Below are 15,053 nucleotides of genomic sequence, written 5' to 3' on the forward strand. Positions count from 1 at the left end.
AATAACTTTTTAGTGCAACCCTATATTTTGTATGGTTATTTTTGGCTTTTATGTCTACAATCACTTTTTAGGGACGCAGAGCTTAAGGAAAACTTATTTTTACTTCATCGCTTAAAAGTCAGCTGTATAGGCTACTCATCCTACTTAGTATTCCCGGCGCCGCTGTGACGGTATTTACGCTATGGTATGAGCGTGATGCTGCCATTGAAAAAAGTGAAGAAAGAATAGTAAACATCGCTAAGCACTTGACACAACATCAAAAAGCAATGGTTGATGATGTTAAACGTATTACTATTTATTTAGCCGATAAAACAGCAAAAAATGAAACACTCCCCACAACCTGCCCTAATTACTTTTACGAAATAAAAGCCCTTTATAAGAATATTGCAAATATAGGTATTGTTGATAAAAATGGCGACCTACAGTGCGTGACAAATGGTCGTAGTAAAAATATTAATATTAGCGATCGTACTTATTTTCAAAATGCCATTAGTAATAAAAGTTTTTCGGTAGGGTATTTTCAATACGACCGAAGTATTCAAGCGCAAAGTGTCAATTTTGCCTACCCAATTATAGATAGTAATAACCAACTAAAAGGCACACTGGTTACCGTTATTGCATTGAATTGGTGGAATATCGCCTTAAGCGAAGCAAAATTACCTAACAATGCCAAGGCCGTTATTGCCGACTCAAATGGCTTAATACTGGCCAACTACCCTAATCAACCACGTAATTTAGGCCAAAAAATTACTGACATAGATTTACTTCACGATAAAAGCTCGTTAACCGTGTTTAAAAATGCAGAAGGCGAAAACCAGGTTTTTCACCGCTCAGTTATATACAAAGACGGCCATGATAATAATTTAGATATTTATATAGCCGTTTCGGTTGAAGACTTTATTAATAAAGTTAATGAAAGCTTTGCTAAAACCTTTTTTGCGTTTTTAACGGCTATTGCCCTGTTGGTGCTGCTAGCTAGGCGCTTAATTGAACAAAGTATATTTAAGCCTATCGCTAATTTAACCAAAGCCACAGATGAACTGGCAAATGGCACTATGCCCAAGCATATTAAAAAGCCCAATAGCCCAGAGCTGCGCGCGCTTTATGACCGTTTTGCTGTTATGGCACAAACCCGGTTATCTGCAGAGGCTAAATTAAAAAATAAGCACAACGAATTAATGAGCTTATTAAATGCTTTACCCGATACCTACATACGTATAAATGCCCAAGGCAAAATCCTTTATATTGGCGGCTATATTAGCCCTGTGCTAAACGTTGAGACAGGCAAAGCTTTAAAATTAGTTGATGTACTCTCTGAGGCCAACGCAGAGTTACTGCTTTCTCAATTAGGTACTTTAGAGGGCTCACAAACCATTGAGTTTACATTGTTTAAAAAATCTAAAGAGCACTTTTTTGAGGCAAGAATCAATGCACTCACTAATAATGAATACATTATTGTTCTTAGAGATATAAGCCAAAAAAAGGTCAACGAAAAAGCACTTCATTTAGCGTCGCTTGTTTACAGTAATAGTAGTGAAGGGATGATGATTACAGACCCCGACGGCATTATTTATGACGTAAACCCTGCTTTTTGCGAAACAACCCAATACAGCAAAGAAGAAGCGATAGGTAAAACCAGCCGTATTTTAGCATCTGGCAAACACTCAAAAGCATTTTATGAAAAAATGTGGGCAGAGCTCAGAGAAACTGGCCGTTGGCAGGGTGAGATAATTAATCGTAAAAAAAATGGCGACACCTATACCGAGTTTCTGATCATAGATACCGTTTACGATGATAAAAACATGCCTACTCGCCGGGTGGCCATTTTTACCGACCTAACAGAAAAAAAACAAGCCGATGAAACCATATGGCGAAAAACTCACTTCGACCACTTAACTGATTTACCAAATAGGCTTGAGCTTAAAGAGCGTTTAAATAAGCGTTTTGAAGAAGTAACAGGCGACAAATGCGAACTTGTTGTGATGCTGCTCGATATTGATCACTTTAAAGATATTAATGACACGTTAGGCCATCATTATGGCGATAATCTACTTAAATTAGCTTCTCAACGGATAATTCAAGCTGCAATAAACGCCAGTTTTGTCGCGCGTATTGGCGGTGATGAGTTTGTGATTGTATATGACCATGTTAAAAGCAGTCGCCATATAAACCAAATTGCCAGCAATATATTGCAAAGCCTTTCATCAAGTATACAGCTTGAAGACGAGGAGCTATTTATTAGCGCTAGTATGGGCATTGCATGCGCACCTAGCGATGGCCAAAGTACAGAGCTGCTATTAAAAGCTGCTGACCAAGCCATGTATAAAGCTAAAAATAACGGCCGTAATGGGTTTGAGTTTTTTTCAAAAGATATGCGTATTCATGCGCAAGCGCGTATGCAGCTATTAAAAGATTTACGCTCCGCCATAGAGCTTGAACAATTTGAGTTATTTTATCAGCCTATTGTGGCATTAAACGATTTGCACATTCATAAAGCCGAAGGGCTTATTCGCTGGCACCACCCTAAAAAGGGGTTAGTCTCGCCGGCGACGTTTATACCGCTTGCTGAGGAAACTAGGCAAATAAATGCGCTGGGCCAATTTGTATTTACACAAGCAATACACACCCTAAAAGAAATAAACACCACCATGGGGGAGCAATTTCAAATTAGTATAAATGTCTCTCCTGTGCAGTTATCAACAATCGATAGCGGAATTGACGATTGGTGTGAGATTTTAAAAGCAGCCAAACTACCCGCCTCCTCTATTGTGGCCGAGATCACAGAAGGCCTTATGGTCAACCCAGAGCCACTAACTCAAAGTCGCTTAAAAACATTAGTCCAGTCAGGTGTGCAATTAGCGCTAGATGACTTTGGCACCGGCTATTCATCGCTCGCGTACTTACAGGAAATGGATACCGATTACCTAAAAATAGATAAACGCTTTATTGATAATATCAAGGCAGGGAGCCAAGAGCTTGCTTTATGTGAAGCCATTATTGTAATGGCCCACCAGCTTGGTCTAAAAGTTATTGCTGAAGGAATTGAAACGCAGCAACAAATGCAACTACTACTAAAAGCAGGATGCGACTACGGGCAAGGTTATTTGTTTTCAAAGCCAGTGCCTAAAAAAGAGTTTATGACGTTGCTGAGCAGCAAAAAAATGGTTATTGCCAATAATAAATAAGTAGTTACGCAATAAATAGAGTGTCTACACGGTCAGGTAGTTTAATCAATAGTAAGTAGTAACAAGGTTTAAAATGGCAAAGGCAACACTCGAGCAATGGAGAATGTTTAAAGCTGTTGTAGAGCATGGTGGGTTTGCCGGTGCTAGCAGCGCGGTATTTAAAAGCCAATCAACCGTGCACCATGCAGTGCAAAAGTTAGAGTCGGCACTGCAAGTAAAATTGCTTGAAGTAAAAGGCCGTAAAGCGTATTTAACCGAAAACGGTAAGCTTATATTGCGCCGCGCCGAATTTTTAATAGATGAAGCCAGCAAAATAGAATCTGTTGCTAATACATTAAGCGAAGGTATTGAAAGCACATTAAAAATAGCGGTAGATGAAGTGTTTCCGCAGCATTTATTGTACCAAGCGCTAAGCCATATTAATGAGCAATACCCGCTGGTAAAAATAGAACTGATAGAAAGCGTACTTAACGGCGCAAACGAATTACTTACCAATGCAGTGGTCGACTTAGCAATTACCTCTATTGCGCTTTATGGCATTAATTGCCATAGCTTGTGCGATATAGAATTTATTGCCGTTGCGCACCCTGATCACCCCTTACACCAGCGCACTGAACCACTGACCTACAGAGAGCTTAAATTACACAGGCAAATAGTTGTTCGCGATTCGGCCACCCACACCAGCCACGACGACGGCTGGCTTGGGGCAGATATGCGCTGGACAGTAAGTCACTTACGTAACTCTATTGATATGGTTAGCCAAAACTTTGGTTATGCATGGCTGCCTAGTGCACAAATTAAACCTTATCTTAAAAACAACACACTTAAGCCCCTTAATTTAGAGCAAGGTACAACCCGCTCCTTAAAGCTTTATTTAATGTGCACCGACAATGACCGTTTAGGCCCCGTTGGCCAAGCATTTACTCAGCATCTCATAAGCTTGTGCAATAATGAGCCGGGCTAAGAGTTTGTCGGCTCATCTACATCAAGGTGATCAGCAACGTAGGCGCCGCGTTTACCGCGTTCTTTAGCGGGGCCTTTGGTACTATCTTTCGCTGTTTGTTGTTCGGTTGCCGCATTTATTACCGCCCCAAGCGTAATAATATAGGCACTTATATAGAGCCACATTAGCATAATCACTACCCCGCCTAACGAACCATACGTTTCGTTGTAGCTTGCAAAGTGAGACACATAAAACGAAAAACCAATTGAGGCTAAAATCCATAATACAGTCGCAATACACGAGCCAAGTGTGATCCAGCGCCATTTAGCGGGTTTTCTGTGTGGTGCATAGCGATATAAAAGCACCAATGCAAAATTAAACATAAAGGCGAGTAATGGCCACGATATTAACTTTATTAGTAAGTCTATACTTTCTTTTAAGCCCACTAAATTAAGTACTATGGGTAAAATACCTATAATTAGCAAAGCAAAAATAGCCACTAAAATAGCCCCTACCGAAAATAAAAAACGTACTAACTGAGCATGAAAAAATGAGCGCTTTTCGTATTCATGATAACTAATGTTACAGGCAGTAATGAGCGCTTGGCTGCCTTTAGAGCTACTCCAAATAGTAAGAATAAGTGTACCAATTGCACTTAAGCTTAAACTGGCGTTAGAGGTTTGAGCCAAGCTCGAGACCTGAGATAAAATTAAATCGCTCGTGCTTTGCGGTAATAAGGTAACTATTTTACTCAGGTGTTCACTAATATCGGTGGGCGATGAAAAGTACGCATACACAGAAACCATTGCAGCAATAGCAGGAAAAATAGCAAGTAAGGCATAAAACGCAACGCCCGCTGCAACCAGCGATAAGTTATCTTGGCTCATTTGCTTAAAAATACGTTTGGCTATGTCCCACCAACCAATAACCGGAATGTGCACTGGCTGCTCGGCATGTTGTCCCCGTTTAGGTTTGCTCATTGTTTGCTCCTTTTTAGCCTATTATCGAGCAAAAAGTTTGCCAAGCTGTGCTTTTGGCATTGGTATTAAACTTGCTGCTTGCTAGATTATTTAAAATACCAAGGTAATACGCCATGAACAGCCATATAACTATGCTAATTGCAGTGAACACCACGGCTGTGAATGCCTTAAACACCCCAGAAAGCGTGCTCAGTTGGCAGTATTTATACGCCCAAAGTTTGCAATTACTTCACGCAACAGCGCAAATATTACCCACTCTTTTATTAGGTTTTATACTTTTAACTATTAGCTACTTTGTCGCCAGTCCTTTGTCTAAGCTGTTAGTAAAACCGCTCATTTATATGACCGACAGTAAACTTGTGCACTTAGTGGCCAAACGCGGGATTAGCATTTTAATTTTATTGCTGGGCGTGTATTTATTTTTACGTTTAGCAGGACTTACCGAATTTGCTATTGCTATTATGAGCGGAACCGGATTAATAGGCTTAATATTGGGCTTTGCCTTTAGAGACATAGCAGAGAACTTTATTGCTAGCTTGCTGTTGAGCGTTCAACGGCCATTTAAAATAGACGATGTAATAGAAGTCGATGGCCGCTTAGGTGTGGTTAAAAAGGTCACCGCTCGCGCAACCACCTTAGTTGATTACGATGGCAACCATATACAAATACCTAACGCCACGGTTTATAAAAATACCATTAAAAACCTAACTGCAAATCCAAAAATGCGTGCCAAGGTGGTGATTGGCATAGGTTACGATAACGATATTCGTTACTGCCAAACACTCGCCCTTGAAATTGCAAACAAGCAAACGGGTGTGATTACTGAGCCACCAGCACAAGTGCTGATCAATAATTTAGGCAGCTCAACAATTAACTTTAATCTGTTTTTTTGGGTTAACAGCGAGCAACATAGTCCGCTAAAAGTGGCCTCGCAGTTAATGCGTGAGCTAGTAACCGAATTTACAGCGCAAAACATCAGTATGCCAGATGATGCCCGCGAGCGTATTTTACTCAGTGCACCTGATGAGAGTGATACACAAAAGCCCACCAACAAAGCTGAGCAACCTTTAACTACTCAGCAAAGCTCTAAGCAGCTGCAGCAGCAAAATGAAACGGTTGATGATGTAAGTAGTGATACCGACGAAATTCGTGATCAAGCTGAAAAATCACGGGATCCTGAACAGGGTAAAAATATTATCTAAGCTAAACGTATAAGAAAAAATAAAACCACATACAGCCAATATACAGCTTAATAATGTTTTAAACCCTAAAAAATCAAAAAATATGATTAATTAATGCATTAAATATAACTTTTGTTATACCAATAATAAAAGTTATACACCTATCAACCAATTGATTTTAAATGAGTTATTTATAAATCATCATTTAAGCCGCCTTTAACCCGCCTTTCATTATTAATAATTATTCAAAAAGTTATATTAACAAACCGCCAACCAAAAACAATAAAATCAATAACATTCAATACGTTATTAACAAAACCGTGCTTGGCATTATTAATGCAATAACAATAATCTAACAACTTTAGAGCTTAATTATGCACGTGTACAAACAACCCCTATCTAAAAAGGCTAACGAAAGCTTGTCCATAAAATTGCAAGCCCCTTGTGTGGCCTGTGCACGTGCCGGTGCAATATGCGCGTTAACGCCCTAAGCAAAAGTTAAATAGCTCCCACTAAATATTATAAATAATTGGAATAACACTATGACCAGTACAACAAGTATTAATAACAACGAGCCTAAAAAAATGGCGCTCTGGCTAAAAATACTCATAGGTATGATAGCGGGTATTATTGCCGGCATGCTGTTAGGCAATAATGCTGAATATATAAAACCAATTGGCCAGCTATTTATTAGCGCCATAAAAATGTTAATTGTACCGCTTATATTTTGCTCATTAATTGTTGGTGTTACCTCAATGAAAGACACCACTAAAATGGGGCGTATTGGTGTTAAGTCAATCGTATTTTATTTAGCCACCACCGCAGTAGCTATTTCGATTGGTTTGGGTCTTGGGCTGTTGTTTGAACCTGGCGCAGGCTTAAATATGGTTGCAACCACAGTGGCTGATGCTAAACCAAGCCCTACCTTAGTAGACACCATTGTAGGTTTAGTACCAAAAAACCCAGTGGGCTCATTAGCCTCTGGTAATATTTTACAAATTATTGTGTTTGCGTTGAGCTTAGGCATTGCTTTAAACCTAATTGGTGAAAAAGGCGAACCCGCTAGCAAAATGTTTGAAAGCCTAGCCGATGCAATGTACAAATTAACTGAGCTTGTAATGAAGCTAGCACCATACGGTGTATTTGCATTAATGGCTTGGGTATCTGGCAAATACGGACTGGATGTTTTACTGCCACTTATAAAAGTAATTGGCTTAGTATACCTAGGCTGTATTATTCACGTTTTAGTGTTAGGTGGCGGCTTTGTAGGCTTACTAGGCAAGCTTAATCCACAACGTTTTTATAAAGGTATTATCGAAGCGCAAATAATTGCTTTTACCACCACAAGTAGCTCAGGTACTTTACCTGCCAGCATTAAATGCGCCACCCAAAACTTAGGTGTATCGCGTACTGTATCAAGCTTTGTACTGCCTGTAGGCGCCACTATTAACATGGATGGCACCGCTTTATACCAAGGCGTATTAGCACTGTTTGTTGCCCAAGCCTTTGGTATTGACCTCACCACAACAGATTACTTAACCATTATAGCTACAGCTACTTTAGCCTCTGTAGGCACTGCTGGTGTACCCGGTGCAGGCCTTATTATGCTTTCACTAGTACTGACCACCGTTGGCTTACCACTTGAAGGCATTGCAATAGTTGCCGGTATTGACCGAATTTTAGATATGGCGCGCACTACCATAAATGTAACTGGCGACTTAATGGTTACTTTATTAATTGGTAAAAGCGAAGGCGAGCTTGACGAAACCCTTTACAACCAAGACAACACAGCGGCTCAACCCGCTAAGCAATAACCCTCGATTTAGTAATTTTATAGAGAACAAACCATGACTAGTAAACTTATCTATTTACCCGTTGCATTAGGTGTTATTGCCTTAGCTAAGCCTGCCCACGCAGATATTACAATTGAAGGTTTAAATGGCCTTGAAGCCGTTAAGCTATTTGGCGATATGCGTATGCGCTTTGAGCGCACCGAAGGCGATACAATTGACTCAACAAGCCGCGCCCGTTTACGTGCCCGATTTGGTATTAAATACGCAGCTACCGATAACTGGTCAGCGCAAATGCGCTTTAGAACAACCTCAAGCCAACACGATTCAACCCATCAAACCTTTGGTATCACCGATACCAGCGATAACGATGACTTTGGTTTAGACCGCGCCTTTATGAAGTACACAGGGCTTAGTAACACCCAAGTATATATTGGTAAAGCGGCACCCGTTTATATGCATTCATCAGAGCTGCTTTTTCGTGACGATATAGCGCTAGAAGGTGTACAAGCTAACTGGAGTAACAATACGTTTAGCGTTAATGCGGGGCATATTATTCTTGAAGAAAACGTCGATAATGGCGAAGGCAAGCGCGATGCTAGCTGGCAACAGCTACAAGGTGTATATGCTACAAGTTTTAATAACATTAACGTTAAAGCCGGTATTGGCGGAATTTTTGTCAGCGCCTCAGATACGGCCTATGCCAGTGCTGAGTCGGGTCTAGATGATGACCAAGCAGGCAACGTAATGACCTACAACCTTGATGTACGTTATGGCGCAGTGCGCTTTGCAGCCGATTACTACACAAGTGAAGCCGACAGCGAAAATACAGCGTTTACTGTACATGCTCGTTATCAAATTAATAAACAGTTTGGCCTGCGTTTTTACGTGCTACGCACCGAAGCCTATGCATTACCTATGAACGGCGCGTTTACGCAAACTAATACTCCGGGTTCTTATACCAATATTAAAGGCACACGCGTACAGCTAGATTACAAAATTGCAGAGAACCTAAATGCCGATTTAAGATGGTTTAGCGTAGATAATATTAATAACGATATACCCACTAACAACAATGGCCGCGATCGCATTCAAGTAAACCTAAACATGAAGTTTTAGTACTAAGGCATGTTGACCAATCGTGATTAAATTTACAGTAGTGAGTTTAGTATTTAGCAAAAGCGATTATTAAGCCTACTCGCTTAAAAGCCAGCGCCTTGCTTAAACTTCCCTAGCTTGAAAAACTTTAATCTACACAGGTCAACATTCTCTAAATAGGCCCAACCAATAAAAGCGATTTAATAGCCGATATTAAATCGCTTTTATTTTATTAAACAGCCTTAAAAAGACATAACTGCCTTACAAAAAACCTTAATTAACAATTAATTTATTCTTATTTAGTTTAAAGTATAAATAGATAAGACTTAAAACCATGATAAATTCGTTAGTACCTAATTTATATAAAATTAAAATACAGACTATAGTCCCCTGCTGCCAACTAAAAACAACCTTTTTGCGGCTGTAAAAGGAACATAAACGCCATTTTATTTGTACTGTTTAGACAATTTACTAACGCACTACCACAACTAAAAAATGCAGAGGTTTACTCACTTGTTTATTAAACAAAACGCTTGGTTTTATGTATTAAAAATAGCGCTACTAAGCCTACTGGGTATTAATAGCCTAAACTGCATTGCTCAAGCTAATTTATCGCAGCCTAAACAAATTATAGTGGGCGGAGATTTTAACTACCCCCCTTATGAGTTTATTAACGAAGATGGTGAACTTACAGGTTACAACGTAGAACTTAGCCAAGAAATAGCCGCTGTAATGGGGCTTAATATAAAAATAAAGCTAATGCCCTGGGCCGAAATAAGAGCCGAGTTTGACCGTGGAAATGTGGATATTTTACAAGGCATGGCCGCCACACCCGAGCGCACCGATCTGTATAACTTTAGCCCGCACACGTTTGTTAACCACTCTATATTTGCGCGCGACAATAGCCCTAAAATAGCGCACTACAGCGAGCTTGAAAACTACCGCGTTATTGTACAAAGCAATGGCTCGGCATTTGATATGCTTAACCACTCAGGCTTAAACATTACCCTTATACCGGTTGAAACCCATGCCGATGCCCTGCGCTTGCTTGCCTCTGGCCGCTATGACTTTGCAGTGGTTTCAAACTTACCCGGCTTATATTTAAGTAAAAAATTGGGGCTATCAAACATCACTGCTATTTCTAGCCTAGAAAGAAACCGGCTTTATGGCTATGCCACTAAAACCGCAGATGAAGCGCTGTTATCGCAATTTACTCAAGGCTTAGCTATTTTAAAAAACACCGGCCGACAGCAAGAAATTTACGACAAATGGTTTGGCCCGTTAAACGTATCACCTTGGTCAAAAGCTGGCGTAATAGCGGGTATATGTGTAGTGGTGCTGCTACTAATTAGCACTGTGGTGATAATTTGGAACAAAGCCCTGCGAAAAAAGTAGAAAGCCGCACCAAAGAGCTACAAGCGCAGCAGTTACAGCTACTTCATGCAGATAAAATGGCCTCACTAGGGGTACTGGTTTCGGGAGTAGCTCACGAAATAAATAACCCTTGTAGCATTTTAACGTTAAATTTTCCGTTTATAAAAGAAGCCTTTGAAGATGCAACAGACATACTTGATGAGCATCAAGCACGCCAAGGCGACTTTCTTGTTGCCGGTGTAAGCTATCAGCGCTTTAAACATATGCTGCCAGAAATTTTAGACGATATGCACATCGCCAGTAACAAGGTAAAGGGCATAGTAGAGGATTTAAAAAGCTTTGCCGTAAAAGGTGAAGCATCGCATGAGAAAACTGAGCAGCTAGATTTAAACCTACTAACAAACCGCTCTATTCGCTTAGTCACAAATCAAATTAAAAACTCGACAAACCACTTAGAGGTTAACTTAGCCAACTCACTGCCTGCGTTTAAAGGCAGCGGCAGCCGCATCGAGCAGGTAATCGTAAATTTAATTTTAAATGCCTGCCAAGCGCTTGAAGACAAATCGCAAAAAATTATTATCACCAGCTATTTCCATACTAAACACAATCAGGTTGTGCTGAGCATTGAAGATCAAGGCGTAGGCATTGATCAACAGCACTTAATTAAGCTCACCGACCCGTTTTATACCACCAAACGACAATCTGGCGGCACCGGCTTAGGGCTTTCTGTATCAGCGGGGATCGTGGCAGATCACCAAGGCCAACTCACCTTTAAATCAACCCTCGGTAAAGGCACAAAAGTAAAGCTATCACTACCCTTATTACAACACGAGAGTGAACTATGAATACTAATTTATATCCTAGTTTTGAGGTCCTCATTTGTGATGACGACAACAGCTTTTTACGAAGCATATCGTTTGCAATAGAGCGCTACTGCGGCATTAACAACATTGTACAATGTAATGATAGCCGCGATGTAATTGCCAAACTAAACCAAGGGAATGTTCGCGTTGTATTGCTTGATTTAAACATGCCACATATCAGTGGCGATGAGCTTATAGCGCAAATTACAGAGCTTTTTCCGCATATTTCGGTGGTGATCATCAGCGGCATTAACCAAGTAGAAGCCGCTGTAAAATGTATAAAATTAGGTGCTTATGGTTATCATGTAAAAACAGAAGATCCCGAACGCCTAAGCAATAGCATAATACAGGTGGTGCGTTTTCAAGAGCTAAACCTAGAAAACCAAGCCATGCGCGGCTATCTGCTAGAAAACCAAACAAGCCTGCATCCTGCGTTTTCTAAAATTATTAGTGTGGATCATCAAATGCATTCGGTGTTTAATTACATTGAGTCTATATCAAATAGCCAACAACCTATTCTAATTACCGGAGAAAGTGGCGTAGGAAAGGAGCTTATAGCCAGAGCCATTCACGAAACCAGTAGCTGCAGTGGCGAGCTTGTGTGTGTAAACGTAGCCGGCCTTGACGATAACTTATTTTCGGATACCTTATTTGGCCATAAAAAAGGCGCTTTTACAGGCGCTGAGCAAGCCCGCAAAGGCATGATAGAACGCGCATCAGGCGGTATACTATTTCTTGATGAAATTGGCGATTTAAACCTGGCCTCGCAAGTAAAGTTATTAAGGCTTTTGCAAGAAGGCGAATATTACCCAGTAGGCAGCGATACCCCAAAGCGCATCAACGCGCGCATTATTGCAGCCACCCACCAAAATTTACTCACTAAAAAAGAAAATGGCGAATTTAGAAACGACTTATACTACCGTTTAAAAATTCATCATGTAAATATTCCGCCGCTTAGAGAGCGCAAGCAAGATATAGCCTTATTACTCGAGCACTTTTTAACGCTTGCCGCACAAGAATTTAATAAACCGGTGGCAAGTATTCCAAAAGAATTATTAATTTTACTCGAAAACTACGCTTTCCCGGGCAATATAAGAGAGCTGCGCGCCATGGCCTTTGATGCAATGAGCACCCACCAAAGCGGCGCACTGTCTATGAAAGCGTTTGAAAGCGTACGCAGCGCCGTGCCCAAATTAGATATGCAAGCCCAGCTTGCAAAGCCCTTATTTGAGTCAATATCAACGCTACCCACTTTAAAACAAGCCGCAGAATTACTGGTAGCAGAAGCTATGAAACGTAGCAACTCAAATCAATCAATGGCAGCGCAACTACTCGGTATATCGCAGCCAGCACTCAGTAAGCGACTTAAAAAAGGACAGCCTGAGCCTTAAAAAACAACTAAGTACTTCATCAAATTTTAGGCACAAAAAAGCCCGCAGCGTTAACTGCGGGCTTTTTTGTTGAATGAGTGAGTTAGCCTATAAGTGAACAGGGAGACTTAAATATAAATATAAAAATCAATACGTTATATTAATTATGGCAAACGTAAAAGTAGATTTTGGCACACTATTTGGCGCAATTCCAATTACGTATTAAGGTTTTAATAAAAGCCTTTTGAGCTTTTGTAACTCTGCTAATGATCCGCCCATTAAGTTATCACCAAAACCTGTTACTTCAATCTTAGCAAGATTTCGAGATAGCCTCTTCTTCTCATTAGAATTATTAAGAGAAGATCTTAATCCGACCACGCCTAAATATTTTAGATCATTCATTTCATCATGGCTAAAGTATTTATTATCGGTATTACTATACATTCTTACTTTATTTGATTTTTCAAAAATACTACAAATGTTTTTTAGTTGAACTCTTAACTCGTCTATCTTAGGTCTTTTTAATTGGACTTCAATTCTGTTAAGTGAATCAGGACAATTAGACCCTTGTTGTAAAGACTTATTGTATACTTGCAATCTAAACTCACTTGCACCAACTATCTTTGTTTCCATGACTGACTCACTGTTAAAATAGTTATTTAACTTAGAAGAGCCACTTATATTTAATATAGTATCTTTAACTGAATCACCTTTAAAATCTAATGCAAAATCAACTCTAGAAATTAAGGACTCATTAACTATCTCACTATAACTTTTACCAACTAATGATTTCAGTCTAGAGAAAAAATATCTAAGATATTTCTCACTTGTAAATGCAGGGTTCCATCTTACCTTCAAATAATTACGCGCCTTCCCCTTTGGAGAGTAATCAATATAAAAGTGTTCACTTTCGTTAAAAGCTTTTCGATTATAATACCGACACTTCCGTTTTTTCTTAGAGCATCTCTCTATTAAATCTTCATTTGAAAGCTCTCTAATTAATTTTTTAACATGCCTTTTTTTTACATTTAAAGTTATAGCAAAAAAATCAAGGTGACTTGAAGACTCAACGCCACAGAAACTTTTTACTTTATTTTTGTTTTCAGCTTTAGTTTTTATAACATTATGTATCTTTGGATGCTTAAATGAATTTTCTTTTTTCAAGTATTTGTAGGTATCTAAGCTCCAAAAAACACAGTCAATTTCTCGATAATCATAACCGTATCTCGAAATGAACTGATCTATTGAGAACTCTTTAACTTCACTTCCACCTATAGAATAGGTATATATTTTATTACTATGCTCAATAACAGTATCTACTAACGATAAACTAATTGAATCTTCATCTAATCTATCATGTCCAACTAACCTGATGTTATAATTGAACAATTCATCTGTATTTTTCATGTTTAGTCCTAATCTTTAATGTGGACTTACTTTTTACAGATTTAAATTATTAAGATTACAGGCACTGCTTCGTCACCTTTGCAAATAGTCGTAACTAAAAGACATTTGACAAAAACCGTTCCAGAACTAAACTTAACTTCATTCGTTCCGAAACGAAAATGAACACAAAAACCGTTCCAGAACTAAACTCAACCCCATTCGTTCCGAAACGAAAATGAACACAAAAAAGTTCTGGAACGAAATAGTATACTAAGACATATGGAGTTTAATAATGAATAGAAAGAGCATTAAAATTTGGGAGTGGTACATTTCACATAATGAATTATACAATAAGGAAATTAAGCCAGAGTTGGAAATTGAAATAATAAAAACAAGAGAAATAATATCAAAGTATTCAAAATCAAAAATAAATAATATAAAAAATTTAATTGAGGAATTAACATCATTAGAAAGCCCGAATGAATCATTAGAAAATGAGCTAGAAGAAAAACTCACAGGATTAAAAACCATTTTCAATCGGGTTAAACCACTTTTAAGAATTCTAGATAAAACAATTTGGGACAATTACCTAGCTAGAATAAGAAAGTTAAAGTTCAATAATAAAAGAATAACAATATCTATAAACAAAGGTATTTATTCTAAATTGAAGAAAATACTAAATATAGAAAGTAATATAGATGAATACAAAGATCACGATCACCTTTTTGAGCAGTTAATTGCAGAGCTAGAAAAGGTTGAACATATAGAACCAATAACATTATCTGAAAGGGACATTGGTAAATCTAAAATATCAATTGTAAGACCGCTTACAAAAAAATAGTTACAGCCTCTCTCTATAGCAATTAAACAATTGTTGCAGCTA

11 protein-coding genes are annotated in these 15,053 nt (G+C 38.9%); 9 read left to right on the plus strand and 2 right to left on the minus strand.

The annotated features are described in order from the left end of the window. Window positions 1–164 precede the first annotated feature (164 nt). Both PSH50_RS06550 and PSH50_RS06555 read left to right on the plus strand, forming a co-directional pair. Complete coding sequence (locus tag PSH50_RS06550; RefSeq protein ID WP_273609408.1) at window positions 165–3,185, plus strand: EAL domain-containing protein; 3,021 nt, start codon at window positions 165–167, stop codon at window positions 3,183–3,185. A 73-nt stretch (window positions 3,186–3,258) separates the two neighbouring features. Beyond that, window positions 3,259–4,149, plus strand: coding sequence for a LysR family transcriptional regulator (locus PSH50_RS06555; protein ID WP_004589125.1), 891 nt, complete (start codon window positions 3,259–3,261; stop codon window positions 4,147–4,149). Here PSH50_RS06555 and PSH50_RS06560 read toward each other — a convergent pair. Beyond that, window positions 4,146–5,108, minus strand: coding sequence for a YihY/virulence factor BrkB family protein (locus PSH50_RS06560; RefSeq protein WP_004589124.1), 963 nt, complete (start codon window positions 5,106–5,108; stop codon window positions 4,146–4,148). The genes PSH50_RS06555 and PSH50_RS06560 overlap by 4 nt on opposite strands. Before the next feature lie 131 nt (window positions 5,109–5,239). On the opposite strand from PSH50_RS06560, the gene PSH50_RS06565 reads away from it, so the two are divergent. The 6 genes from PSH50_RS06565 (at window position 5,240) to PSH50_RS06590 (ending at window position 12,805) form a co-directional block, all read left to right on the plus strand. Further along, window positions 5,240–6,310 (plus strand): mechanosensitive ion channel family protein, encoded by a 1,071-nt coding sequence (locus PSH50_RS06565; protein ID WP_054982666.1) that lies wholly within the window; start codon window positions 5,240–5,242, stop codon window positions 6,308–6,310. A 521-nt stretch (window positions 6,311–6,831) separates the two neighbouring features. Further along, window positions 6,832–8,103, plus strand: coding sequence for a dicarboxylate/amino acid:cation symporter (locus PSH50_RS06570; protein ID WP_273609409.1), 1,272 nt, complete (start codon window positions 6,832–6,834; stop codon window positions 8,101–8,103). A gap of 33 nt (window positions 8,104–8,136) precedes the next feature. Beyond that, complete coding sequence (locus PSH50_RS06575) at window positions 8,137–9,198, plus strand: putative porin (protein ID WP_121637960.1); 1,062 nt, start codon at window positions 8,137–8,139, stop codon at window positions 9,196–9,198. A 492-nt stretch (window positions 9,199–9,690) separates the two neighbouring features. Continuing rightward, window positions 9,691–10,572 carry a transporter substrate-binding domain-containing protein gene (locus PSH50_RS06580; protein WP_273609410.1) on the plus strand — a complete coding sequence of 294 codons (882 nt, stop codon included), beginning with the start codon at window positions 9,691–9,693 and terminating at the stop codon, window positions 10,570–10,572. Further along, window positions 10,545–11,396, plus strand: coding sequence for a sensor histidine kinase (locus PSH50_RS06585; RefSeq protein WP_273609411.1), 852 nt, complete (start codon window positions 10,545–10,547; stop codon window positions 11,394–11,396). Before PSH50_RS06580 ends, PSH50_RS06585 begins: the two co-directional genes overlap by 28 nt. After that, entirely contained in the window at window positions 11,393–12,805 is a 1,413-nt protein-coding gene (locus PSH50_RS06590; RefSeq protein WP_273609412.1) for a sigma-54 dependent transcriptional regulator, read from the plus strand. Before PSH50_RS06585 ends, PSH50_RS06590 begins: the two co-directional genes overlap by 4 nt. Before the next feature lie 201 nt (window positions 12,806–13,006). Here PSH50_RS06590 and PSH50_RS06595 read toward each other — a convergent pair whose 3' ends face one another. Beyond that, complete coding sequence (locus PSH50_RS06595; protein WP_273609413.1) at window positions 13,007–14,191, minus strand: hypothetical protein; 1,185 nt, start codon at window positions 14,189–14,191, stop codon at window positions 13,007–13,009. Between the two features lie 271 nt (window positions 14,192–14,462). Between PSH50_RS06595 and PSH50_RS06600 the strand changes: the two genes are divergently transcribed. Continuing rightward, entirely contained in the window at window positions 14,463–15,011 is a 549-nt protein-coding gene (locus PSH50_RS06600) for a hypothetical protein (RefSeq protein WP_273609414.1), read from the plus strand. Window positions 15,012–15,053: the final 42 nt, after the last annotated feature.

This window comes from Pseudoalteromonas sp. Angola-7 (genome assembly GCF_028599255.1).
Lineage (GTDB): Bacteria > Pseudomonadota > Gammaproteobacteria > Enterobacterales > Alteromonadaceae > Pseudoalteromonas > Pseudoalteromonas atlantica.